Genomic DNA, 21,548 nt, shown 5'->3' on the forward strand with positions numbered 1-21,548 from the left:
CTCATTCCGGTTCGTTGTCGGCTGTGCCGCCCACCGTGAAGGGCGTGGTGACCCCCTCGTACATCAGGTGCGCGACGAGCCCCTCGGCCGCGTGCGGCAGGTTGTGGCAGTGGTCCATCCAGACGCCCGGGTTGTCGGCGACGAACGCGATTTCGTACGTCTCGCCGTTGCCGACCTCGAGCGAATCCACCCACCACGGACTACCGGTGGCGCGCACACCGTCGCGGCTCAGCACCACGGCGTGGTGCCCGTGCAGGTGCATGGGGTGCGTCTCGCCGCTGTTGTTGGAGACGCGCATCCGCACCACGTCGCCCTCGGCGACGACGAACATCGGCACGTCGGGGAACATGTGGCCGTTGACGGTCCACCAGATGCCGGGACGCCCGTCGAGGAAGCCGGGCCGGCGCCCGATGTCGTAGTCGAACCGCCGGGAGGCCGCCTCAGGATCGAACCCGAGCGGGGCGGGCCTGCCGTACGCCAGCAGGTCCAGCGTCTTCGTGGGCCGCCGGACCGCAGGCGCGTCGTACGTCCGCGAGCCGAGCACGACGCCGCCGGGGCCGCCGATGTGCACCCGGACCGCGGAGCCGTCGGCGGGCATGGTCACCTCGAGGTCGGCCCTGCCTCCGGCGGTGAGCAGCACGGCGGTGTCGCGGACGGGAGCGGGTTCGTGGAGGTCGGTGCCGTCGACCGCGACCAGCCGGAAGGGCGAGCCGCCGACCCACACCGGCGTCTGGCCGTTCTCCGTGTTGACCACGCGCACGCGCACCCGTTCGCCCGGTCGCGCCTGGACCCGCACGTCACCCTCCCGCCCGTTGACCGTGCGGGCTCCGCCGTACAGGTGCAGCAGTGCAACGACGTCGACGGTGCCCGGACGCGGGCCTGACGCGGGGGCCACCACCAGGGCGCCGAGCAGGCCCCGGCGCACCTGCTCGTGCGACACCTGGTGGGAGTGGTACCAGAAGGTGCCCACCTGGTCGGCGACGAAGCGGTAGGTGAACGACTTCCCCACGCCGACCGCGTCCTGGGTCACGCCGGCGACCCCGTCCATGGCGTTGGGCACGTCGAGGCCGTGCCAGTGGAGCGTGATGCCGTCGGGCACGGACTCGTTGACGAGTGTGACCTGCACGAGTTGCCCGGCGGTCGCGTGGATGACCGGGCCGGGCGACGTGCCGTTCAGCGTGTAGCCGTCGACGGAGCGACCCGTCGGCAGGCGGAACCGCTGCTTGCGCGCGATCAGGTTGACCGCGACGTCGGCCGTGCGATCCGGGTCGGCGGTCAACGCCGTGACGCTCCGGCCCCCCGGCATGTGGTGAGCCCCGTGGTGGGGCGCCGCGCCGCCGTAGTCCGCGTACCCCATGTCCATCACGGAGTACGACTCCGGCATCAGGCTGTCGTACCAGAACCACGTCAGCGGACCGAGTAAGGCGATGGTCGCGGCGCCCGCGATTGCGAGACGGATGCGGGCGCCGCGTCGATGAGCCCCGTTCATGTGGTGTGCCGTCAGCCGACGGTCCTGATCGACTGCGGCTGGGAGACCGCATCCGCACCCGCGCCGCGGCCGCGGAACGCGGCGTAGACGGCCGCGCTGAACAGCAGCAGAGCATTGAGGCCGTGCAGGGCGCCCACGGCGGGGATCTCGTGGCCGGCGAGCCCCAGGGAGACCTGGATCGCGACGAGCACGACCACCAGGGCGGCCGCCTTCACCGCTCCCGGGATCTTCGTGAAGAACGAGGAGATCAGCAGAAGCAGCGCGATCAACGGGATGACCATCATCCCGTTGATGCCATGGATCATGAAGCCGATGACCTCGGGGAACGGCGATTCATCGCTCTCCATGACCGCCTTGTCGAGCACGCCGCCCTGCTCGACCCACTTGCCCATGCCGGCGTCGGCGAAGACCACGGCCATCGCCTGCACGGCGACCTCGATGGCGACGAGGTACGCCAGAACCTTGTAGACGGTCCTCATGATGTTCTCCCCGGCCGTGACGCGAGGAGCCCTCTCGTGTGACAGGGCATCTGTTCTTTCCTCCTGTGTGGGCGGCGTCCCCCGCACCGCATGCTGGTCGCTTACACAGGTGAAGATAAGAAATCCGGCTTGGTAACCACTTGTCGCTGAGTTGCAGCTGATCGCCCGCCCAGGCCTCCGAATCAGGGACGCTGGTCGGCCGGTGTCTCGCGAATGACGGTGTCCATCTCGTGCGGCGTCAGCGGCGGGTGGCGCAAGGGCTGCGCTCCCGGGGCGAGCCCGGCCAGCAGGATTTCCACGTGCCGATGCCACGCGTCGACCGGCAGCCCGCGCGTCGTGTCCAGGACGCCCTGCAGCGACCAGGCGGTCACCGCGACATCCTCGGCCGTCAGCTCGGCGCGGGCCAGCCCGTGGCGCTGTGCGTCGGCCAGCAACCGACCTTGCAGGTCACGTGAGCGGGCGACGATCGGGGCCGCGCCCGGCATGTTCCACATGTGGGACACCAGCCCCCGGTGGGTGGCCAGGAGTTCGCCGATCCCCCAGAAGTACCCGGCCAGTCCCGTGCCGTCCGGGTCTTCCAGGTGCCGTTCCGCAACGGCCACAACGTCGGTCAGCAGCCGCCTGGCCAGCTCGTCCAACAGCGCTTGTTTGTTGGCGAAGCGACGATAGATCGTGCCCAGGCCTACTCCGGCGCGCTGTGCGACGACTTCGATGCTGGTGTCCATTCCCTGCTCGGCGAACACGGTCACGGCGACGGCCAGGATGCGTTCGAGGTTCGCCTCGGCGTCTCGTCGCAGCCGTCGCGGTGCGTCCGCCATGTCCGAGCCCTCTCGTCGGATGAGGGGCCCCGCCGCGGTCAGACGTAGGCCCCTGGCTTGTGCGTGCTGTCGGGGAAGTCCGCACCGCGTGCAACGTCCTCCCAGGCCCGGATTTGAGCCAGCATGGTTTCGAGCTTCGCGGTGACTTGATCGAACCCGAGGCTACCCAACACGAGATGGTGCGGCGGATCGTCCGAGGCGACAGCCTGGACGACGGCACGGGCCGCTCGCCGAGGGTCGCCTGGCTGCTTGCCGTTCATGGCGACCAGCGCTTCGCTCAGTGCGCCTACGGTGTGCGCGTAGTCGTCCAGCACGCGAGTGGTGCCCGCGGAGTAGCCGGCGCTGTCGGCCTTGGTGCGGAAAGCTCCGGGTTCGACCACCAGGACCTTGATCCCCAGGGGCTCCACCTCCTGCCGCAATGATTCGGAGATGCCTTCGACGGCGAACTTGGCCGCGTTGTAGTAACCCACGCCGGGAAACGCGCGCACCCCGCCCACGGAGGAGATGTTCACGATGCAACCGCTGCGGCGGGCCCGCATCCTGGGGAGCACCGCCCGGATCATCGCGACGGTGCCGAAGAAGTTGACCTCGAAGGTGCTTCTGATCACGGCCTCGCCGGTGTCCTCGACCGCGCCGTGCGAGCCGCCGCCGGCATTGTTGACCAGGACGTCGATCGCGCCGAACCGGTTCTGGGCGGCGTCGACCGCGGAGGCGACCTGTGCGGGGTCGGTGACATCCAGGGGCAGAACCAGGACGGTCTTCTCGCGGTCCCGCGCCCAGGTCTCGAGCCGTTCGACGTTCCGAGCGGTCAGGACCACCTGGTCACCCTGTTCCAGGGCGGCTTCGGCATAGGCCTGCCCGAAACCGGAAGTACCGCCTGTGATCAACCATGTCTTCATCGTTTCGCCTTCCCGGGTTGCTGTTCGGTCATCACTCTACCCATAACCGGAAATAGATTTCCGGTTACGGAGTTGCCGATGGTGGGGTCTTCATGGCGGGCGTGATCGCTGGCATTGTGGATCTACGGTCTGCGCGCTGACCGGGGATAGGCGCCGGCACCGGTCTGCTGTTCGTCGTCTGCAGGATGAGGCAACCCATGACCGTTCCGAGCAACGCCACCCTTTCCGTCGCCGCGATCCTCAAGGAGCGCGCCGAGCGTTCACCTGGCGCGACGGCCGTCGTCGTCGGCGCCTCCGAGATCACCTACGCCGAGCTGTGGGACCAGACGCGTCGCTACGCGGGCGCGCTCAGGCGGCAGGGCGTGACGTCCGGCGACGCGGTCGCGATGCTGATTCCCAACGTTGCCGACTTTCCGCGGGTGTACTACGCCATCCTCAGCCTGGGCGGCATCGTCGTCCCCGTCCACGCGCTGCTCAAAGCCGACGAGATCGAGTACGTGCTCAGGGATTCCGGAGCCACCCTGCTGGTGTGCGCGGCCCCGCTGCTCGGTGAGGGCGCGAAGGGCGCGGAGCAGGCCGGCGTCCCCGTGATCTCCGTGCTGTCGCCGGAGCCGATCGACGACGTCCCGCAGCTGGAAAAGCTCGCCGCCGACGCCGAGCCGATCGTGACGTACGAGCCGTGCCGGCCGGACGCCACGGCGACGATCCTTTACACCAGCGGCACGACGGGCAAGCCCAAGGGCGCGATGGGCACGCACTTCTCCCTTGTCGAGCAGGCCAACACCCTGCTGGTGGGTACCTTCGACATGGGACCGGACGACGTCGTGTTCGGCGCCCTTCCGCTCTTCCACACGTTCGGCCAGACCTGCACGCTCAACACCGCGTTCAGGGCGGGCGCGAAGATCGTCATGCTGCCCAGGTTCGACGGCGAGACGGCGCTGCGCAGCCTCATCGACAACCAGTGCACGATCATGATGGGCGTTCCCACGATGTATGTCGCGCTGCTCGAAGCCGCGAGGACCATCCCGGAACGGCCGCCGCTGCGCTACGCGATCTCAGGCGGGGCGTCCATTCCGCTCGCCGTCATCGAGCGTTTCCGCAAGGAGTTCGGGGTCGAGATCTACGAGGGCTACGGCCTGACCGAGACCTCGCCGGTGGCGACCTTCAACCACCGTGGCAGCACCCCCCGGGCGGGCAGCGTCGGCACGCCGATCTGGGGCGTCGACGTGGAGATCGCCAGGCCGGACGTCGAGGAGCGCATCGAGCTGCTCGCGACCGACGAACTGGGCGAGATCGTCATCCGCGGGCACAACCTCATGAAGGGTTACCTCCACCTGCCGGAGGAGACCGCCAAGGCCATCGTCGACGGATGGTTCCGTACGGGCGATCTCGGGAGGAAGGACGCCGACGGGTACGTCTGGATCGTCGACCGCAAGAAGGACATGATCATTCGCAACGGATACAACGTGTACCCGCGCGAGGTGGAAGAGCTGCTGACCGCGCATCCCACCGTCTCCGCCGCCGCCGTGTTCGGGGTGCCGGACGACGTGCACGGCGAGGAGATCATCGCCTGCGTCGTGCTCGCACCCGGCGCAGACGCGGACGCCTCGACGCTGTTCGAGTACGCGAAGGACAAGCTGGCCGCCCACAAGTACCCCCGTCGTGTGGAGATCGTGGAGGCCCTCCCGGTGGGGCCGAGCGGCAAGGTGCTCAAGCGTGCGCTCGTCGCCGCCTACAAAACGGAGCCGGCCGGCGGCGTCTGACGGGGGCTCTGTCGACTGGGGGCTCAGCCGAAGATCTTGATGACCGCCCAGATGATGAGCGCCCAGGACGCGATGCCCACGAGGGTCACGGCGAGGAGACCGCGAAGGCGGTACCGCTTGCCGGGTGGGTCGGGCTCGATGCTCACGCGTACTCCCACGGCGGCCTCGGGCGATCCTGGTGAGTGCCTGATACCCCTCCGTAACCGTCAGCGTCGCGCCACGGGACAAGGGTATGGAGGTGTATCCGTCGCGTCTGCTCCGCGCCGTCTAGGTGGCTGGACCTGCGAGAACGTCGCTCACGACGGTCCCGTCAGGACCCCCTGAAACGAGGCCGTCGGGCGCTCCCGCGGATGGCGGGGGCGCCCGAGGGCGGTTACGGAGCGTCTATAGAGATGTCGGTTCGCGGGTGCCTAGATGAACGCGCGACGGTCGGCGTGCAGGCGCTGCGAGAGCCGTACGGTGATGAACTCGTCGTTGTCCGCCTGACCCGGCGTGCGGCCGGAGGAGAACGGGAAGTTGTTGTCGTTCAGGACGGCCACGGTCTGGTCGTCGAGGAGCGTGACGTCCTCGATGGTCTGGAACGGGAACCGGAAGGTCGTGTCGAAACCGCCCAGGCGCTTGGGGTTGGCCAGGTCCAGCAGGTCGGCGACCAGGGTCTTGTCCATGACGCCGTCGCGGTTGCGGTCACGGGTGTCGGCGAGGTAGAGACGCTTGAGCTTGGCGGCATCGCCCTGCTCGTTGTCGCGCTCGATGATCAGGAAACGGTTCTTGTCGATGGCGATGGCGTCACCGATCGAGTTGCCCGGGGCCTCGAGGCGGTAGACGAAGCGCTTGCCGGTGTACTTGCCCGTGCGCAGGTCGAACTGGTTCATCCGCAGGTCGCCCGGGGTGTCGCCCGCCACGGTGCCCTCGAGGAGCGGGTAGAGGTAGCGGCCGTCGATCCCGCGGGCCATGCCCTCGTAGCCCTTGCTGCTGTTGAGGTTGGGCTGCCCGCCGTTCAGGTACGGGTTCTCCGGGGCCTTCACGCCCTCAAGGGCGATCGGGGCCTGGAGCAGCTTGCCGGACGGCGAGAAGTGCAGAAGCCACGGGCCGAACTCGTCGCCGATCCAGTACGTGCCGTCGTAGGCGCGCACGATCGACTCGACGTCGAAGTCGGAACCGGTCAGAACACGGTCGGAGCGGGTGAGCGCGAACGGCACCTTGCGGTAGGGGTCGCTCAGGTAGAAGCCGCCGAGCACCGAGACCTTGCCGGTCTTGGTGTTGGGCTTGATGTGGTGGACGCGGAGGAGGAAGTCCCCGCTGTTGGCCTTGTTGCCGTAGCCGTTGTCCGACAGCACGTTGTACGTGCCGTCGTGGTTGTTGATGACGCCGCTGAAGCCCTGGATGGGCTGCCCGGGGAACGGCACAGGGACGCCGTTGATCGGGCCCGCTCCCGCGGCTGCACCGGAGGGTAGGCTCCCGGGCACGTAAGACTGTGCCGGTAGAGAGGCGAAACCGGTCAGCGTGGCCCGGCCAAACGTCGAGTGGCCATTCGAGTGGCCCTTCGTCGTGTGGCCATTCGCGTGGCCGGAGTCGGCCAGGGCGGGGGTGGCGAGGCCGGCGGTCAGCGCAAGGGCGCCAAACATGATCGAGATTCGTTTCATGTGGCGCACGTTAGAAAGGCAGGGTGACGGGCGCTCCAACGTGAGGCGACGGGAGACGAAACCGATCAGGTGGAGCCGCCGGATCTCCGACGAGCGGCTGGTGCTGACGCGCCTCCTGGGGTTGCCGTAGGGCAAAGTTAATGGCTCTAGCAGGGGTACGAGGTCTGGTAGAGTTCTTGTCGTCGCACCGGCCGAGGGGTTGGTGCACCAAGACAAGCGGCCGTAGCTCAATGGATAGAGCATCTGACTACGGATCAGAAGGTTGGGGTTTCGAGTACCTCCGGCCGCACACAACAGAGAAGGCCCCTGAACAGGCAATATGCCATCAGGGGCCTTCTTGTTTTACTGATGATCTAGCTGTTTGCTAACGCCCTTGCTAACACGGGTGGCTCCCAGGTGGCTCCGCCCGCTATTCCCCGATCGCTTTGGCGAAGATCTCGGCGGCCGAGGCTTCCGCCGCTCTAATCACGTGGGCGTACACCCGAAGCGTGATCGACGGGTCGACGTGGCCGAGTCGGGCCGCGACCACATGCACCGGCACACCGGCGAGGAGGAGTGTGGTTGCGTGGACGTGCCGGAGGTCATGAAGGCGCGCATGGGGGAGCGGCTTCCCGGGTTTCGGGCCGTCCTTCGGATCGTTGTATCTCTTGATCAAAATCGGCATGAGAGATGAGACCGTGTCAGGGTGGATCGGGTCGCCCCATCCAGTCGCGAACACATGATCACCGGTGCCGCGCCAATCCTCCCCCGCAAGGAGTTTGTCGGCCACCTGCTGCCTCCGGTGCTCCCTCAGAACCCGGACGGTGCTCTCGTCGATGGACACCACCCGCCTTCGGCCAGTCTTGGTGGTCCCCTCGATGCGCTCTCCATCGATGAAGGCCGCCGAGCCGGTGATCGTCATCTCGCAGCCGTCGAGATCGATCGAGGACCACCGCAGGTTGAGCAGCTCGCCGCGGCGCGCACCGGTGTACGAGGCGAGGTGGAAGAAGGCGAACAGCCGATGTTGCCGGGCCACCACGAGGAAGCCTCGCAGCTGTTCGGTGGACCACACGCTGCCGGGTTCGGTCACCGTACGGCGAGGCCGCTTGGCGCGTTCGACGGGGTTCGAGGGGAGCACCTGGTCAACCTCGACCGCATCCCGGAACGCCTTCCGGAGCACCGCATGCACGTAATCGATGGTCCTGGGCGAAAGCGTGCGCCCGCTCTTGCCGCCGCCCGCCATCAGATCCCGGTAGAGCTTCGTGATCGTCGCCGGACGAACCGCTTGCAGCTTCTGACCGCCGATGTGCGGCTTGACGTATCGGTTGATGATGTCGCGGTAGTCCTTGAGCGTCTTGGGCTTGATCTCGACGGCGTGGGCCTCAATCCACTCGTCGAGGTACTCCCCTACGGTGATCTCGTTCCGGTCGATGTACTCGCCCCGTCGTGCCTTGACGCGAGCCTCGTCGCGGGCAGCTTTGGCGTCGTCCTCGGTGGCGAAGCCGCTCACCCATTTCGGTTTGCTCTCGCCGGTTTGTGGATCCTTCACGCGGATCACGTAAGACCAGGTGCTCCCGCGCTTCATGACCCCGTCGCGGAGCTTGGGCGCGCTCTTCTTGCCGGGCTTGTCGCTCGTGCCGAGTTGCTTGGTCATGCTGCGCGCTCCTGCTCAGTTAGACGGTCGATGTAGTCGTTGAGGGCGGAGACCGGTACTCGCCGGGAGCCGTCGATGCGGACGGAGACGACCGCGCCGGAGTTGATCAGCTCGTAGAGCTTGGACCGTGAGATGGCCAAAAGGTCGGCGGCCTGGGGGACGGTGACAAGGAGTCGCGTCATGATGCGCCTCCTGCGTAGCCGGAGGTGGGGATCCCGGTGATGGTGGCGGCGAGGAGGGCGTCTCCGGCTGAGTAGCCCTTGCCGGCGTACTCCCATCGGCTGATGACGAGGAAGGTGTCTTCGTCAAAGAGGGGCAGACGACCGGTTGAGACAGCTTCGGTGCGGGCGTGTTCGGCGCGGTCGGCGCGGATGTCTCCGAGGGTGGTGGAGAAGCGGCGGCTTCGGGTGGAGAAATGGCCGCCGAAGCCGAGCATGTGGGCCCAGTGGGAGAGCCGAAGGCTGGCCAGCTTGCCGATGGCGCCCAGGCGGAGGCATTCGGCAATGAGCTGGCGGGCGTGGTCACGGACGGGCAGCAGGGCGATGTCTTCGGTGGGGATGATGCGCCGGTCGAGGGTGCCGACGCATTCGGCTGCTTTGGTGGCGTACTTGGCGATGTAGCCGGCCACGGCCTGTTCCGTCAGGTCGCCCCGCAGGGTGATAGGCCTGACGTCGATCTCGCTTCCCCACCGCAGAACTCGCGCTGAAGTACCGGGAGTCGCCGGAGCGGTCGCGGTGACGGCGCCTGCGGCGTGCTGGACGGCTTGCGCCAGGATCTCGGCCGTAGCCCAGTCGGGAGGGGCGAGGCCGGGGCCGCCGGGACCGTCGAGGCGGATGACGGCGTGGAAGTGGACGACACCGCGGCGTTGGTATTCAGCCACCTTGGCGAAGGAGACGACGAGCTGTTCGCGCATATCGCGCAAGGTGAGTTCGCCCCTCTTGGCGAGGTGGCGGCGCAGAGCATCAGTGAAGCGTTTCCACAGCAGCGGCGTGAGGGCGTTGAACAGCACGGAGCCGGTGTAGTCGTAGCAGCCGGGGCAGAGTGGTTCGCCGAGACATTCAGCGTCGGGTTGGTGCCGTGCTGTACAGGACATGGCGGCCCCGTGTTCGCATGCCTGGGCGTCGCGGCGAGGGTGGCAGGGGAGGACCTTGCCGTTTCGCTCTCGGCGGGTGTGGACCGGGCCGAAGGAGGGCGCGGTGAGGGTGACGAACAGGCACGGGTGTTTGGTCACCGTCTGGGGGACGCCTTTGCCGCCGACGAGCCCGGCGCGGATGAGGTGGTAGGTGTCGGCGCGGTAGACCTCGGCGCAGGACGGGCAGCGCGAGGCGCGCCGGGTCTTGCAGGGGACGCGCAGGACGCCGTCCGGTTCGAGGCGGGTGCTGTAGCGGTGGAGCAGGGTGCCGGTGGCGGTGTCCCAGTGTTCGACTTTGCCGCGCAGGTGGATCGGCTGTCGGCAGCCTCCCGCGCGCCGGATCTGGGATGCCCAGCGGGTGTAGTGGGGGTCGTTCAAGCGGGAGATGGCGCCGTGGATTGCGTGCGCATTGGTGGTGGATGCGGGCAAGATGGTGTCCTCCTTTCACTCGTTGAGGGTGGAGGGATAGGCCCCCGACCTGGCGTGTGTCTTGGCGGATGTGCGGCCAGGCCGGGGGCGCTCACGGAATCAGCACAGGCCGAGCCCGTTGCAGTGACGGCAGGTCTCGCCGTAGGAGTCCAGGCCGCCTCCGCCGCAGTGGCAGCACTGCCACCGCAGAGGTACGGCCGGCGGGGTTTCCAGGGCGGGGCCCTGCTCGGTGTCGTTCACGGCGGTTCACCTCCTTTCTCGGGTTGTGGTGGTGACGAAGACCCGCCAATGGTGCTTCTTGGCGCGGTCGGGGTAGGCGCGGGAGACGCCGGCCACGGTGAAGGTCTGGCGTAGCCGGAACAGGGCGTCGATGAGCTCGGCCGGTGTGCCATCGAGGCGGATTCTCAAGGTCAGGGCTCCTCTCGTTAGGTGGGTTCCGAGGCTGCGGCACGGACGGTGCGAAGGAGGTCGGAGGCGAGTTGGTTGGACACGCCGAGCCGGGAGCGGAGCAGGTCGCGGGTAATGGGCTTGCCGTGTTTGGCGTGGTGGTCGTCGGCGACACGGCGGGCGTAGTCGACGAGCGCCGCGGATAGTCCGGCCCGTTCCGTCCTGCCGTCCTCACCTGCTGGGACGGGCGCGGGGACGGAGGACGGCACCAACACGGGTGAGGACGAAGCTGGCGCATTGATCTCGGCGGGTGCCGGAATCGCGACGGTTGCCGGTTCTGGTGACGGTTCGGTGGCGTGTGCGGCGCGGCGTTCGAGCATGGAGACGGCGATGAGGAAGGCGCCGGCGGGGACGGCGGCGGTGAGGCGTCCCCAGATGGTGGGTTCGGCTTGCTGGAGGTTGGCGGCCAGGGACAGGACGATCCCCGCGACGAGGACGAGGGTGGGCCAGGACACCCAGCCGGTTCGCTTGCGGCCGGTCTTCTTGTCGCGTTGGCGTTCGCGGGCGGCCATGACGCAGGTGAGATCGACGCAGACGGCGACCGCCCAGGACATCCAGCCCGTTTGCCCGTGGTCGGTGGCGGTGTCGCGGATGTGGGTGAACGATCCGGCCCCCGCGATAGCGGCCAGGATGAGGACCGGCCCGGTGTCGAGCAACCATGAGGCGAGGCGTCGCATCGTTCCCTCCCTTCTGTCGGTCAGGCGGTGAGGAGTTCAGACAGGTCGGTCCCGGTCACCTCGGAGGACCGTCCTGGACGAGTGATCTCGTCCCAGGACGGAGCGAGGTGCGCCCAGGTGGTGGCGGCGTGTTCGGCGGTTTGCTCGGAGACGTAGAAGGACCGGGCGCGGTACCACTGGCCGTCCTGGGAGGCGACGATCGCGACCCCGGGAGTTTCGGCGGGGATGGCGCGGGCGGAGACGAGGGCGGCGGGATCGAGGTCGCCGAGGGTCATGGTCGCGGTTTCGGGGTCGTTGACCCGGTGGCAGATGCGTCCCGAGCACTGAGCGCGGAGCGCGGTGACGCCGGGGCCGAGGTCGGACCCGATGCGCTGGCCGGAGCAGAACAGGTAGATGCCGAACGCCCGCCCGAGCTGGGCCACCCGCAGGAGCGCGGTGGACGTGCGTGCGATCTCGTCTTTCTCGGACTTGTCCGCCATCAGGTAGAGCTCGGCCAGTTCGTCGACTAGCACCACCACGGGCACCGGGCGGAGGGTGTCGGGGAGTTGCCAGATGTTGCGGGCGCCAGCCGTACGGCACTGACCCATACGGTCGACCATCAGCGCGACCAGGTCATCGAGCAAGCCCACAGACTCGCCGCGTGTGGTGGCCAGCGCGGACAGGCGCGGCGCGTAGGGGGTGAACTCGACTCCGCCCTTGAGGTCGAAGCCCACCAGGGCGACCGGTTGGGGGGCGAGGCCGACGATGAGCGCGTTTGCGAGGTTGGATTTGCCGGATTGGGTGGCGCCGGCGTTGAGCCAGTGCGGGATGGTGCGGAAGTCGATGGCCCACGGTCCGCCGGTCTCCAGGCGGCCGATGGTGACTTTGAGGAGTTCGCCGGAGGTGGGGAGGTGGTCGAGGCGGATGAGAGGGTCTCGCATGGTCGCGGCCAGGACGACGCGGCCGGGGCGTGGTGAGGAGACGCGGACGGCGTGCACGCCCCAGGAGTGCGCGAGCCGTTCAGCGACCTGGGCGTAGTCGGCGGGGATCTGCCCTTCCAGGGTGTGGACGGTGACGCGCCACCCGTGCCGGGTCGGCCGTGGTAGCCACATGAAGGGTTTGGTGTCGACGGCGACCCGTTGGAAGCGTCGCCGTACTTTGACGAGGCCGGTCGAGGCGATCAGGCGCGGGACGGTGGTGAACCAGAAGCGTTGGCGTTTCTTGGTCAGTCCGCAGCCGAGGGCGACGGTGCGCCAGGTGGCGCGAATGGTGATGGTCATCAGCGGGAAGCCGATGGCCAGCCAGAACGAGGGGTAGTGGTAGCGGTGCCAGGCCCACAGCCCGGCCGCCAGGGCGGCCAGGGCTGCGAGGGCGATCCACAGGGTGTCAGGCAAGGGCGTTCACCCCGGCGGGGACGAGCGAGCTGGCGCGGTAGCTGATCCCCCATCGAGTGTCGCCGGCGCGGGAGATCTCCCAGACGTAGCCGAGCAGGCCGATCGGGGTGATGTCCTGGCCAGTGGCGATCTGGGGTTCGCCGGAGGTGCCGACCTTGACGAGTTCGATCCGGCCGAGATCGTCCTCCACCGACAGGACGGTCTCGTAGACGGTCTGGCCGTTCTTGTCGGTCTTGATCTCGCCGGTGTCCTGGTTGAGGACGCGCGGGCGGGGCGCGCGGACGCAGACGAACTGCAGTTTGGTGACGTCGACGGGGATCGGGATGGTGCGCATGTGGTGACCTCCTTAGGATTTGAAGTGAACAACATAGTTAACCTAGTTGGCATAGCTGTCAAGCAGCTTGGTTGGCTTGGTTGGCCGCCCGTGGTGAGATAGGCCAGCAGAGCTGTGTAAGTGAGAGATGCTCGTCGCGACTCTGGAGGGTGATGGTCAAGAAGACGGGGCAGCCCGCCTATCTCCAGATCGCCGACGATCTGCGTAAGCAGGTCCACGGCGGATCCCTAGCGCCCGGAAGCCTGCTGCCGTCGACCGCGCAGCTTGCCGAGCAGTACGACGCGTCGCTGAGCGTGGTGAAGATGGCGGTCGGCATCCTGCGGAACGAAGGCCTGCTCATCGGCCAGCAAGGCAAGGGCGTCTTCGTCCAGGACCAGGAGCCCAGCGAGTCGGAGCAGCTGCCGGCGATGGATCTGGTCAGCGAGGTCATGGAGCTACGCACCGCCGTACAGGACCTGTCGGAACGCCTCGCCCGGGTCGAGTCGACGCTTTCGGAGCGATCCGACCGGTAGGGCCGCCACCGCGAACGTGTAGCCCGGTGACATGACGGGCCAGCCGAACCGACTGGCCGTCCGGAGCGGAAGTCAGGCTCATCGCCTTGTCCTCCCGCTTGATGCCGACCAGCACCGCGATGTAGCCGACGAGCACGGTGCCGGCGAGCACGAGGGCGATGATCAGGGGAAGCCAGCTCATGCCCAGCTCACCCCTCTCGCAGCAGCGGTATGGGGGTCACGCGGGGGACGCCGGGTCGCGCCGCGGCGGTGCTGCGCTCGCAGGCGGGCGGCCTGACGGCGGGCCCAGCGGTCACGGGCGAGGCATTTGTGGCAGCGGGTCTGCCCGTCGTCGAGGAGGGCGCCGCATTCGCAGCCGGGGGTTTCGGCGGGTGGGGTGACGGTCGTGTCTGTCATGATCACCTGTCCTTTCGTCGCAGTCGGTGGGGCGTGCGATACCGAGAGTGCGGCGAGGAGGCAGGACGAGATCACTACAGGACGGGACATGTGCAAGACGTCCCGTCTACGATTGCCACGTCCCTGGACGTCCCCGAACGTGGCAGGTGAGATGGCGAACGAGCGACTACGCGCGGTACTGCTGGAACGCGGCGTGACCATCGCCGAGCTGGCCGAGGCCATCCAGGTCGACCCAAAAACGGTCGAGCGGTGGATCACCAAAGGCCGCGCACCGTACCGAAAGCACAGGTACGCCGTCGCCGCCCACCTGGGGACCGACGAGAGCTACCTCTGGCCGGAGGCGTTGACGCGAGACCAGGTGGCGTCCGCTTCCGAGAGCGAGATCGTCACCGTCTACCCGCACCGCTGGGCCGTCCCCAGGGACGCATGGGGACGTCTGTTCGCCCAAGCCACTGAGGAGATCGGGATCCTCGTCTACAGCGGTCTGTTCCTCGCCGACGACGCCGGCATCGTGCGCATGCTCGGAGAGAAAGCCGCCGCTGGCGCCCGGGTGCGGATCCTGCTCGGCGACCCCGAAAGCCCTGAGGTCGCCCAGCGCGGCGCGGACGAGGGCATCGACGACGGCATGGCCGCCAAGATCCGCAACGTCCTTGTGCTCTACAAGCCGATCCGAGGACGGAAGAACGTCGAGATCCGGCTACACAGCACCGTGCTCTACAACTCGATCTACCGCGGGGACGACCAGCTGCTCGTCAACACCCACGTGTACGGCACGCCCGCAGGCAATGCCCCCGTCCTGCACCTGCGGAAAGTCGTCGGCGGCGACATGGTCACCACCTACGTCGACAGCTTCGAAAAGGTCTGGGACAAGGCCACCCCGATAGAGTCCTGATCTATGGCACGCCGGATCGACTACTACGACGACCCCCAAGCCCCGAAGCCCAACAGCCTCGTCCCGTCCGTCAACGTCGTCGTCACCAACGACGCTGGCGACATCCTCATGATCCGCCGTAGCGACAACGACAACTGGGCCGTCCCTGGCGGCGCCATCGACCTCGGCGAATCCCTCCCCGCGGCAGCCGTCCGCGAGACCCTTGAAGAGACCGGCATCACCTGCGAGATCACCGGAATCGTCGGCACTTACACCGATCCCAAGCACGTGATTTTCTACACCAGCAACGGCGAAGCCAGGCAAGAGTTCTCTATCGTCCTCACCGCCCGCGCCGTCAGTGGCGAACCGACCCCGAGCAGCGAGTCGACCGAGGTCCGGTGGGTGCCCCGCGACCAGGTCGAGGCTCTGCCGATGGACAGGTCGATGCGCCTGCGGATCGGTCACTACCTCACCGGCATGGTCGCGCCCTACATCGGTTGAGCGCTTGCAGAGCACGAAGGCGAATCAATGATCTTGCTTATCCACCACACGCCGCCAACCAACCAAGGTTGAAATCGCGCGGGCTATGAGAAATCCAGGTCCTGATGAGCATAGCCGGTGAGCCTTGGACCGGAAACGATCGCAGCCACAATGACGAGTGCCACGCGCGCTGGATGTCATCGCTGAATCGATCCACCGGCGGTCCCGACTACCCCGATGAGTGGTACCACGAGCAATGCGGTGGGTGCCGCTTTTGGATTGCCCTCGAAGGCGAGATGGGGCTCGACTATGGCGCTTGCACAAATGCTCGATCGGCCTTTGATGGAAGGGTCCGCTTCGAGCATGACGGGTGCGACACCTTCACCGTCCGCGAGGACGGATCATTCGGGTAAGCGATCTCCCCTTCGCGTCATCTGGCCGCGCGCGCGAGCGCTTCCTCCACAGCCCGCACTGACGCCACAATGCAAGCGGTCGAGAGCGTGATCGAGCGGCTCACCAGATGATCGGGACCGTAACGGGAATGGATCTCGGCCAGGCGGTCGGCGACGTCGAGGTGCGTCCCATCTGGGCCGGTGGTCATGTCGCAGTAGGTCAGCGCTTCGACGAGTTCGGGGCGTTCCTCGTCGAACTCGATAGTGAGCACGTCGTAGAGGTGGCGTTCTGTGGCCTCATTGACGGCGCAGGAGTGGTAGGCCACTAGGCGGCAGAGCGTGTCATCGGCTTTCACCACGTCGCGCAGGTACCGCGCGCCATCCAGGGGATGGAATCCGGTGTCGACCAGCTTAGGTGAGTACCCGATGTCATGCAGGTAGGCCGCCGCGACGAGCTTGTCCGTCTCCTCGCCGAGGACCGGGGCGAGCGACATGGCACGCGCGGCGACCCCTTGCGTGTGTGCCCACCGCCGCGGAAGCGGCTCCGCCAGGAGTTGTTTGGCCAGGTCGTGCGCCCACTCAGCTTGCCCCACGCCATAGACAATAGGCACCCACGCCGTGAACCGACCTAGAGCACACGAAAGGACGTCCCAGGACGTCTCACTCCCGTGAGCGTACGAACCGCCTCTTGCCTGGCCTCGACATGATCAATCCCGCCTGTTGTAACTCGGCGAGCGCTTGCCGGACTGCATTGCCTGACGTGTCGTACAGCCGGCGAAGGTCGGCCACGCTGGGCACCGTGTCTCCGGGCGCGAGGTCGCCTTCGCCGAGCAGCGAGTCGGCGGAGGTTCGCTGGGTGCCCCGCGGAAACGTCGACGAGCTGCCGATGGCCCCCCAATGGCCCTGGAATCGGCCGCTACCTCGCTGGCAACGGCTTGTCGTACATCGGGTGATTCACGACTAGACGGGAAGGTAGGCCGACCGCTGGTGAGGTGCTCACACGACTGTCAGGTCGTACTTTGCTGAGACCCAGAATCCTCCCGGGCGTATCTCGCCCTGGAACGTCAGAACATAGGTGCCCGGATCCAATGGTTCGAGGTAGCCCCACAGTCCCCATGCTTTGACGGTGACGTCGCCCTTGAAGTGGAGCGGTGATTCGGGAACCGCGTTGATGGTGAACTTTTTCTGGTTGCTCACCTCGTATACCGGAAGCGAAACGCCGTTCAGCTCTGCGCTGCCCGACGCTTGGGGGCAGACGGGCGCAGGGGTGCCGCGGAACAGGAGTGTGCGCCGAAAACCCCGAACGATGTTGAACATCGGGAAGAAGATTGGCTGGTCCGACGGGATGGAGCATTGGCGTTTGACGGCGCCACCCATCGTGCCCGCCAGGAACCACACGTCGTCAGGCTGCCCTTCCGCAGCGAACTCGCCTGTTTCGTCGGTCAGCGGATTACGGGGAGTAGGAATGGAAGCCGCCCACTGCCACCAACGTTCAGCAAGGCTGCGGTAAGTCTGGATGTTTGTCATGATGCGGCAGTGTAAAGGACGACAGACTTCTGTTCAGTTTCGTGCTATTTGTTCCTGAATCGTTCGAACGGCGGTCAGGATGCAGGGGGTAGAAGCAGCGATCGAGCGGCTGACGACGTGGCCGTAGCGGGAGCGGATCTCAGCCGGCCACCAGGCGGCAGAGTGCGTCACCGGCTTTCACCATGTTGCGCAGGTGGCGCGCCGTCCATGGGATGGAATCCGGTGTCGACCAGCTCAGGTGGGTACCCGATGTCGTGCAGGTAGGCCGCAGCGACAAGGACGTCTCACTCTCGTGAGCGCACGAACCGCCGCTTGCCTGGCCTCGACATGATCAATCCCTCCTGCTGTAACTCGGCGAGCGCTTGCCGTACGGTGTTCCGGGAGGTGTCGTACAGCCAGCGAAGTTCAGCGACGCTAGGCACCGTGTCTCCGGGTGCGAGGTCACCTCTCTCGATCTGCCGGCGGAGATCGCCCGCGATCACCTGGTACCGGTAGACGGCCGTGACCTCTTGTCCCTCGGTTTTCACGATCCGCCCCTTGGATGGTGCCGTCACGATGAGTCCGTCCGCTTCCAACGTGCGCAGGGCACGGCGCACCGTGTTGCGAGCCACCCGAAACTCCGCCGACAGGGCAGCTTCCGAGGGCAAGGAGGTCCCAGCGGCATACAGGCCCGTGAGAATGCGTTCCCGAACACGGTCGGCGATCTGCGTATAGACCCGCCATCCCGTGAGGTGCCCCTCACGCACGTTACGAGCGGTGCGCATCGAGGATCTTGGTCAGGTCGATACCGAGTTCGCCCTGCTCTCCTTCGCGCCAGCCCTCACGCGCGGCAGCCTCGATCCGATCAGCGGCGGCCAGCAGGCGCAGACACGACACACGCTCGTCGCGCTCATCGCCCCAGTAGAACCACAAGAACGCGAGATGGACGAAGACGCGACGCATCCGGCACCGGCTGTCCATAACTTCCAGCGCCGGCCGCCCGTACTGATCAGCGATCAGGACCGTCGTGATCTCACGCGACCGGAGCATGTCTTGTAGGTCCGTCAGGAGGTCCTGTTGATAGGCCCGCTGCTGTTCACGAATGGCATCCATCGGAGGCGCTCCTTCGACTCGATGAGCTGGGCATTTCTGTTGACCCGCCCGATTGAGCCTCTGATGCGGAGCGGTACCTCTACACCACAACTTAGGGACGTCTAGGGACGTCTTGTGCTAGCGTCGCCAACAGAGCCGACGCCCCCCGGGAGGCCCCGTGAGCGAGAACCTCCGGCACGCCCTTGCCACAGCCCGACTCCAAGCCGTCGACATCGCCGCCACCCTCGCCGTGGATCCCAAGACCGTGAACCGCTGGCTCAAGGGCCGCATCCCCTACCCTCGCCACCGCTGGGCCATCGCCGACCTCCTTCAGGTCGACGAAGCCGACCTCTGGCCCGACATCCCCCAGCACCGCCGAGCCATCTCCAAGGACGTGCATGCCGTGTACGCGCACCGTTGGGCCGTCCCGCACAACATCTGGCGCCGGCTGTTCGAGGGCGGAGTTCGTGAGATCGGCATCCTCACCTACAGCGGCCTGTTTCTCGCCGAGGACACCGGCATGATCCACCTCTTGGCAGCACGCGCACGAGCCGGCGCGAAGGTTCGCATCCTTCTTGGCGATCCGGACAGTTCCGAGGTCGCAACACGAGGGGCCGAGGAAGGCATCGGCCCGGATGTCATGGCCGCGCGGATCAAAAACGCACTCACTCTCTACCGCCCTCTGCAGGAGGTCGAGGGAGTCGAGGTCCGCCTCCATAGGACCGTGCTCTACAACTCGCTCTATCGCGCCGACGATGAGCTTCTCGTCAACGTCCACGCGTACGGCACACCAGCAGCCCAAGCGCCGGTCATCCACCTACGTGCCGATGAGGAAGGCGCCGCAGGCACCTATCTGGCCAGCTTCGAGCGCATCTGGGCGACCGCTTCGCATGTAGCCTCATCGGCGATGAGGTAGTCCGCACCGGCCGCCATGCCGACCGGCGACACTTCCGCTCATGCCGAGATGAGCACATTCTCGCCTAACGACTGTGGTCACCAGAGCGTCTCGGTGCAGGCGACAACCGAATCCAGATACCGCGATTCTCCTCGCTGGGGCACTGCATTCCGCGTCACCCGGTCGCCTATTCTTCGGCTAGCGGATAGCGAGCGGCGAGGGCCATGGCGTCATCGCCGCGTCCAGTCGTCGCATAAGCCAGTATGAGCGTGGCACACAGATTCCGCATGTCATCGTGATCGGCACCGAGCACGGTGTGCACATCGCTGATGATGCGCTCGCCCAGGGCGATCGCCGCGGCAGTGTTGTGGTTGCCCTCGAAGTACCTGGAGGCGAGATGGACCTGCGCGTGCAGCGTGCGGGGATGGGTCGGGCTCAGCAGGCGCTCGTGGTCGGCGGCGATTCGCTCGACGAGTGACACCTCGTCCTTGCTGCGGCCTACCCACCGGTGGCAGTACGCGTGATGTTCACGGGCGTCCACGGTTTCCGGGTGCACCGGGCCGAGCCGCCGCTCTCGCGCGGCCGCGAGCCGCCCCCACGACGCGATGACGCGCTCCAGCACTGTCCGCTCGTCGTTCGTTCGTCCAAGGTTGCCGTATGCGGAGGCGAGCCTGATTCGGCTGAATTGCGTGTCCGGTTCGTCGGGGCCGAGCCGCTGCTCCCGCTCCGCCACGACCCGCTCCCAGCCGGCGGCTATCCGCTCCCGCAACGCCCGGGCCTCGTCGTATCGCTGCACCTGGCCGTACAGGAGGTCAAGGCTCGCCCAGCTTGCCAAGGTGTCGGGATGAGCCGGCCCGAGCACACGAACCCGGCCCTCCGCGACGCGCTCCATCGTTGCGATCGCGTCGGGCAACCTCGCGTCGTCGTTACCGATGCTCAAATGGAAGTACGTCAGCGCGAGTTCATGCTGGGCTGACAGCGTGTCCGGATGTTCGGGGGCGAGGATGCGGTCGCGGACTGCCGCTACCTGCTCCAGCTCCGCTAAGGCATTCTCGTTGCGTCCGTGGTTCCGGTACTCCAGGGCAAGGCGCACCCGCGCCTCGAGCGTCGCTGGATGGTCGGCGCCGACCTGCCGTTCGCTGGCGGCGACCGCGACCTCCAGTTCGGTAATCTGTTCTCGGCTCATGCGGCTCTCCACGTGTTGCGTCGTCAGCCCCGGATTCCTCGCATGGGTGCGCCGCTACCGGAACACCGCGGCAGCCTACCCGCGCTGCGGTGACGAGCCCGAACGGCCAGCGGTTCCCACTCCTGCAGCGTGCACTCATCTGCCGCGAGTCGCGCGGTCTGGCTCGCCGACCGGATCTGCCGATGAGCGGAAGTTCTGGCTGGCGGTGGTGTCGCGCCGACCGCGATAGTGAGATGGTGCCGAACCTCGACTTTTACGCTGCAGACGACGATTGGATATCGGTCATCGAGACGGTGTTCGATCTCGGCTTGTTCCGTGTCTTCGAATCCGACTCGGAACCTGACTGCGAGCTGCGGGAGTTTCAAGCCGTCCCAGATGTTCCCGACGGTCCACGGGGACGACACCTGGCGTTGTTCGTCGTCGGGTCGGGGCCGGATCCCATGGCCAGGCGAATCGACCTGCTTCCGGGTGCGTTTGGAGATGCGACCTTCCGGTACTGCTGCGAAGGCTGGGGCCTCATTCAGCTCTACTACGGCGGATCGATCGGGACACAGGAACTGCGATGGAGTCATACGAACCACAACACGGAGAAGCGTGCCTCGGCGTGGGCGACAACCCTGCAGCGACTCGGTGATCCCGCTGAGTGGAATTGGGCAGCGGTCACAAGCGCCTCCGGCAGACTCAATCGGGTCATTCGCCGGATGGCAGTGAGCAAGATCGGCTCGCACCCCGTACTGCCGCACGCTGCGCGGGTCATCGCACACGCCAGCTTGCAATACGAGTACGGCGTGGGTATCCACGCGACTCCGTCGTATGGCTTGAACCGTCGGTGACGGTGCACGTTCGTGCCGCGAGCACGACTCCGGTTGATCAGGTTGACCAACAACCAGGGCCGCCGTGTCAAGCATCAGCCCATGTAGGACACTGTCGCGCGATCTTGCACGATCTCTGTCAGACCTCGGTTGATGCTTGACGCTTCGGCCCCGCCTGATGCTTTACATGATCACGGCTAGGCCGGCGACACTTCCTCTTCTGCCGAATTGAGTGCGTGTCGCGACCGTGATGGACGTGGTCTCGAGGAGCCGCATCTGAGCGATCGGAT

The 21,548-nt window shown here is 66.7% G+C and carries 28 protein-coding genes and 1 tRNA gene; 8 read left to right on the forward strand and 21 right to left on the reverse strand.

Annotation, left to right across the window (positions count from 1 at the left end; translation table 11 throughout):
* Position 1 precedes the first annotated feature (1 nt).
* The 4 genes from Pth03_RS23140 to Pth03_RS23155 form a co-directional block, all read right to left on the reverse strand.
* Complete coding sequence (locus Pth03_RS23140) at positions 2–1,489, reverse strand: multicopper oxidase family protein (RefSeq protein ID WP_203946440.1); 1,488 nt, start codon at positions 1,487–1,489, stop codon at positions 2–4.
* An 11-nt stretch (positions 1,490–1,500) separates the two neighbouring features.
* Positions 1,501–1,968 carry a hypothetical protein gene (locus Pth03_RS23145; RefSeq protein ID WP_203946441.1) on the reverse strand — a complete coding sequence of 156 codons (468 nt, stop codon included), beginning with the start codon at positions 1,966–1,968 and terminating at the stop codon, positions 1,501–1,503.
* Between the two features lie 182 nt (positions 1,969–2,150).
* On the reverse strand, positions 2,151–2,786 hold the full coding sequence (locus Pth03_RS23150) for a TetR/AcrR family transcriptional regulator (protein WP_203946442.1): 636 nt from the start codon (positions 2,784–2,786) through the stop codon (positions 2,151–2,153).
* 38 nt (positions 2,787–2,824) lie between these two features.
* Positions 2,825–3,685, reverse strand: a complete 861-nt coding sequence (locus tag Pth03_RS23155; protein ID WP_239119295.1) for an oxidoreductase — start codon at positions 3,683–3,685, stop codon at positions 2,825–2,827.
* 197 nt (positions 3,686–3,882) lie between these two features.
* Between Pth03_RS23155 and Pth03_RS23160 the strand changes: the two genes are divergently transcribed.
* The gene (locus Pth03_RS23160; protein WP_203946443.1) at positions 3,883–5,448 is read left to right on the forward strand and encodes a long-chain-fatty-acid--CoA ligase; all 1,566 of its coding nucleotides are present in this window, start codon (positions 3,883–3,885) and stop codon (positions 5,446–5,448) included.
* A 23-nt stretch (positions 5,449–5,471) separates the two neighbouring features.
* Here Pth03_RS23160 and Pth03_RS42205 read toward each other — a convergent pair whose 3' ends face one another.
* Complete coding sequence (locus Pth03_RS42205) at positions 5,472–5,594, reverse strand: hypothetical protein (RefSeq protein WP_275413177.1); 123 nt, start codon at positions 5,592–5,594, stop codon at positions 5,472–5,474.
* 264 nt (positions 5,595–5,858) lie between these two features.
* Positions 5,859–7,091, reverse strand: a complete 1,233-nt coding sequence (locus tag Pth03_RS23165; RefSeq protein WP_203946444.1) for an esterase-like activity of phytase family protein — start codon at positions 7,089–7,091, stop codon at positions 5,859–5,861.
* A gap of 216 nt (positions 7,092–7,307) precedes the next feature.
* Between Pth03_RS23165 and Pth03_RS23170 the strand changes: the two genes are divergently transcribed.
* Positions 7,308–7,380 (forward strand) — tRNA-Arg (locus tag Pth03_RS23170).
* Positions 7,381–7,500: 120 nt separating this feature from the next.
* Here Pth03_RS23170 and Pth03_RS23175 read toward each other — a convergent pair.
* From Pth03_RS23175 to Pth03_RS23210, 8 genes are all read right to left on the reverse strand, one after another.
* Positions 7,501–8,724 (reverse strand): site-specific integrase, encoded by a 1,224-nt coding sequence (locus tag Pth03_RS23175; protein ID WP_239119296.1) that lies wholly within the window; start codon positions 8,722–8,724, stop codon positions 7,501–7,503.
* Positions 8,721–8,906: a helix-turn-helix domain-containing protein gene (locus Pth03_RS23180; RefSeq protein WP_203946445.1), complete on the reverse strand. Its 186-nt coding sequence runs from the start codon at positions 8,904–8,906 to the stop codon at positions 8,721–8,723. The genes Pth03_RS23175 and Pth03_RS23180 overlap by 4 nt, the downstream gene beginning before the upstream one ends.
* Positions 8,903–10,285, reverse strand: coding sequence for a replication initiator (locus Pth03_RS23185; RefSeq protein WP_203946446.1), 1,383 nt, complete (start codon positions 10,283–10,285; stop codon positions 8,903–8,905). Before Pth03_RS23185 ends, Pth03_RS23180 begins: the two co-directional genes overlap by 4 nt.
* A gap of 99 nt (positions 10,286–10,384) precedes the next feature.
* Positions 10,385–10,525 (reverse strand): hypothetical protein, encoded by a 141-nt coding sequence (locus tag Pth03_RS23190; protein WP_203946447.1) that lies wholly within the window; start codon positions 10,523–10,525, stop codon positions 10,385–10,387.
* 6 nt (positions 10,526–10,531) lie between these two features.
* On the reverse strand, positions 10,532–10,693 hold the full coding sequence (locus tag Pth03_RS23195) for a hypothetical protein (protein WP_203946448.1): 162 nt from the start codon (positions 10,691–10,693) through the stop codon (positions 10,532–10,534).
* A gap of 17 nt (positions 10,694–10,710) precedes the next feature.
* A complete protein-coding gene (locus Pth03_RS23200) occupies positions 10,711–11,409 on the reverse strand; it encodes a DUF2637 domain-containing protein (RefSeq protein WP_203946449.1) in 699 nt (232 codons plus the stop codon).
* Positions 11,410–11,429: 20 nt separating this feature from the next.
* Entirely contained in the window at positions 11,430–12,782 is a 1,353-nt protein-coding gene (locus Pth03_RS23205) for an FtsK/SpoIIIE domain-containing protein (RefSeq protein ID WP_203946450.1), read from the reverse strand.
* Positions 12,775–13,116 carry an SCO3933 family regulatory protein gene (locus Pth03_RS23210; RefSeq protein ID WP_203946451.1) on the reverse strand — a complete coding sequence of 114 codons (342 nt, stop codon included), beginning with the start codon at positions 13,114–13,116 and terminating at the stop codon, positions 12,775–12,777. The genes Pth03_RS23205 and Pth03_RS23210 overlap by 8 nt, the downstream gene beginning before the upstream one ends.
* Before the next feature lie 152 nt (positions 13,117–13,268).
* On the opposite strand from Pth03_RS23210, the gene Pth03_RS23215 reads away from it, so the two are divergent.
* Positions 13,269–13,628 carry a GntR family transcriptional regulator gene (locus tag Pth03_RS23215; protein WP_203946452.1) on the forward strand — a complete coding sequence of 120 codons (360 nt, stop codon included), beginning with the start codon at positions 13,269–13,271 and terminating at the stop codon, positions 13,626–13,628.
* Positions 13,629–13,805: 177 nt separating this feature from the next.
* Here Pth03_RS23215 and Pth03_RS23220 read toward each other — a convergent pair whose 3' ends face one another.
* The gene (locus Pth03_RS23220; RefSeq protein ID WP_203946453.1) at positions 13,806–14,024 is read right to left on the reverse strand and encodes a hypothetical protein; all 219 of its coding nucleotides are present in this window, start codon (positions 14,022–14,024) and stop codon (positions 13,806–13,808) included.
* Positions 14,025–14,175: 151 nt separating this feature from the next.
* Here Pth03_RS23220 and Pth03_RS23225 point away from each other — a divergent pair, with 151 nt between their 5' ends.
* From Pth03_RS23225 to Pth03_RS42570, 3 genes are all read left to right on the forward strand, one after another.
* Positions 14,176–14,916: a helix-turn-helix domain-containing protein gene (locus Pth03_RS23225; RefSeq protein WP_203946454.1), complete on the forward strand. Its 741-nt coding sequence runs from the start codon at positions 14,176–14,178 to the stop codon at positions 14,914–14,916.
* Between the two features lie 3 nt (positions 14,917–14,919).
* Entirely contained in the window at positions 14,920–15,396 is a 477-nt protein-coding gene (locus tag Pth03_RS23230) for an NUDIX hydrolase (protein ID WP_203946455.1), read from the forward strand.
* 104 nt (positions 15,397–15,500) lie between these two features.
* Positions 15,501–15,788 (forward strand): DUF3027 domain-containing protein, encoded by a 288-nt coding sequence (locus Pth03_RS42570; RefSeq protein ID WP_203946456.1) that lies wholly within the window; start codon positions 15,501–15,503, stop codon positions 15,786–15,788.
* A 17-nt stretch (positions 15,789–15,805) separates the two neighbouring features.
* Here Pth03_RS42570 and Pth03_RS23240 read toward each other — a convergent pair whose 3' ends face one another.
* The 5 genes from Pth03_RS23240 to Pth03_RS23260 all read right to left on the reverse strand — a co-directional run bounded on the left by Pth03_RS23240 (position 15,806) and on the right by Pth03_RS23260 (position 18,386).
* Positions 15,806–16,360, reverse strand: a complete 555-nt coding sequence (locus Pth03_RS23240) for an HD domain-containing protein (RefSeq protein WP_239119297.1) — start codon at positions 16,358–16,360, stop codon at positions 15,806–15,808.
* Between the two features lie 67 nt (positions 16,361–16,427).
* Positions 16,428–16,721, reverse strand: coding sequence for a GntR family transcriptional regulator (locus Pth03_RS42575; RefSeq protein ID WP_373318581.1), 294 nt, complete (start codon positions 16,719–16,721; stop codon positions 16,428–16,430).
* A gap of 42 nt (positions 16,722–16,763) precedes the next feature.
* A complete protein-coding gene (locus tag Pth03_RS23250) occupies positions 16,764–17,294 on the reverse strand; it encodes a hypothetical protein (protein WP_203946458.1) in 531 nt (176 codons plus the stop codon).
* Positions 17,295–17,578: 284 nt separating this feature from the next.
* The gene (locus Pth03_RS23255) at positions 17,579–18,058 is read right to left on the reverse strand and encodes a winged helix-turn-helix domain-containing protein (RefSeq protein WP_203946459.1); all 480 of its coding nucleotides are present in this window, start codon (positions 18,056–18,058) and stop codon (positions 17,579–17,581) included.
* Entirely contained in the window at positions 18,042–18,386 is a 345-nt protein-coding gene (locus tag Pth03_RS23260; RefSeq protein WP_203946460.1) for a hypothetical protein, read from the reverse strand. Before Pth03_RS23260 ends, Pth03_RS23255 begins: the two co-directional genes overlap by 17 nt.
* Positions 18,387–18,615: 229 nt before the next feature.
* Here Pth03_RS23260 and Pth03_RS23265 point away from each other — a divergent pair, with 229 nt between their 5' ends.
* Positions 18,616–19,281, forward strand: a complete 666-nt coding sequence (locus Pth03_RS23265; RefSeq protein WP_239119298.1) for an XRE family transcriptional regulator — start codon at positions 18,616–18,618, stop codon at positions 19,279–19,281.
* Positions 19,282–19,447: 166 nt separating this feature from the next.
* Here Pth03_RS23265 and Pth03_RS23270 read toward each other — a convergent pair whose 3' ends face one another.
* Positions 19,448–20,446: a tetratricopeptide repeat protein gene (locus Pth03_RS23270; RefSeq protein ID WP_203946462.1), complete on the reverse strand. Its 999-nt coding sequence runs from the start codon at positions 20,444–20,446 to the stop codon at positions 19,448–19,450.
* A gap of 233 nt (positions 20,447–20,679) precedes the next feature.
* Here Pth03_RS23270 and Pth03_RS23275 point away from each other — a divergent pair, with 233 nt between their 5' ends.
* Complete coding sequence (locus tag Pth03_RS23275; RefSeq protein WP_203946463.1) at positions 20,680–21,279, forward strand: hypothetical protein; 600 nt, start codon at positions 20,680–20,682, stop codon at positions 21,277–21,279.
* Positions 21,280–21,548 lie beyond the last annotated feature (269 nt).

The organism is Planotetraspora thailandica (assembly GCF_016863335.1).
GTDB classification, from domain to species: Bacteria; Actinomycetota; Actinomycetes; order Streptosporangiales; family Streptosporangiaceae; genus Planotetraspora; species Planotetraspora thailandica.

Coding starts and splice junctions, on each gene's coding strand:
- Pth03_RS23250 (WP_203946458.1), bottom strand. CDS start 17,294: ATGACAAACATCCAGACTTACCGCAGCCTTGCTGAACGTTGGTGGCAG.
- Pth03_RS23165 (WP_203946444.1), bottom strand. CDS start 7,091: ATGAAACGAATCTCGATCATGTTTGGCGCCCTTGCGCTGACCGCCGGC.
- Pth03_RS23220 (WP_203946453.1), bottom strand. CDS start 14,024: ATGACAGACACGACCGTCACCCCACCCGCCGAAACCCCCGGCTGCGAA.
- Pth03_RS23225 (WP_203946454.1), top strand. CDS start 14,176: ATGGCGAACGAGCGACTACGCGCGGTACTGCTGGAACGCGGCGTGACC.
- Pth03_RS23255 (WP_203946459.1), bottom strand. CDS start 18,058: ATGCGCACCGCTCGTAACGTGCGTGAGGGGCACCTCACGGGATGGCGG.
- Pth03_RS42570 (WP_203946456.1), top strand. CDS start 15,501: ATGAGCATAGCCGGTGAGCCTTGGACCGGAAACGATCGCAGCCACAAT.
- Pth03_RS23270 (WP_203946462.1), bottom strand. CDS start 20,446: ATGAGCCGAGAACAGATTACCGAACTGGAGGTCGCGGTCGCCGCCAGC.
- Pth03_RS23200 (WP_203946449.1), bottom strand. CDS start 11,409: ATGCGACGCCTCGCCTCATGGTTGCTCGACACCGGGCCGGTCCTCATC.
- Pth03_RS23175 (WP_239119296.1), bottom strand. CDS start 8,724: ATGACCAAGCAACTCGGCACGAGCGACAAGCCCGGCAAGAAGAGCGCG.
- Pth03_RS23160 (WP_203946443.1), top strand. CDS start 3,883: ATGACCGTTCCGAGCAACGCCACCCTTTCCGTCGCCGCGATCCTCAAG.
- Pth03_RS23180 (WP_203946445.1), bottom strand. CDS start 8,906: ATGACGCGACTCCTTGTCACCGTCCCCCAGGCCGCCGACCTTTTGGCC.
- Pth03_RS23140 (WP_203946440.1), bottom strand. CDS start 1,489: ATGAACGGGGCTCATCGACGCGGCGCCCGCATCCGTCTCGCAATCGCG.
- Pth03_RS23145 (WP_203946441.1), bottom strand. CDS start 1,968: ATGAGGACCGTCTACAAGGTTCTGGCGTACCTCGTCGCCATCGAGGTC.
- Pth03_RS23260 (WP_203946460.1), bottom strand. CDS start 18,386: ATGGATGCCATTCGTGAACAGCAGCGGGCCTATCAACAGGACCTCCTG.
- Pth03_RS23155 (WP_239119295.1), bottom strand. CDS start 3,685: ATGAAGACATGGTTGATCACAGGCGGTACTTCCGGTTTCGGGCAGGCC.
- Pth03_RS23150 (WP_203946442.1), bottom strand. CDS start 2,786: ATGGCGGACGCACCGCGACGGCTGCGACGAGACGCCGAGGCGAACCTC.
- Pth03_RS23230 (WP_203946455.1), top strand. CDS start 14,920: ATGGCACGCCGGATCGACTACTACGACGACCCCCAAGCCCCGAAGCCC.
- Pth03_RS23210 (WP_203946451.1), bottom strand. CDS start 13,116: ATGCGCACCATCCCGATCCCCGTCGACGTCACCAAACTGCAGTTCGTC.
- Pth03_RS23275 (WP_203946463.1), top strand. CDS start 20,680: ATGGTGCCGAACCTCGACTTTTACGCTGCAGACGACGATTGGATATCG.
- Pth03_RS23215 (WP_203946452.1), top strand. CDS start 13,269: ATGGTCAAGAAGACGGGGCAGCCCGCCTATCTCCAGATCGCCGACGAT.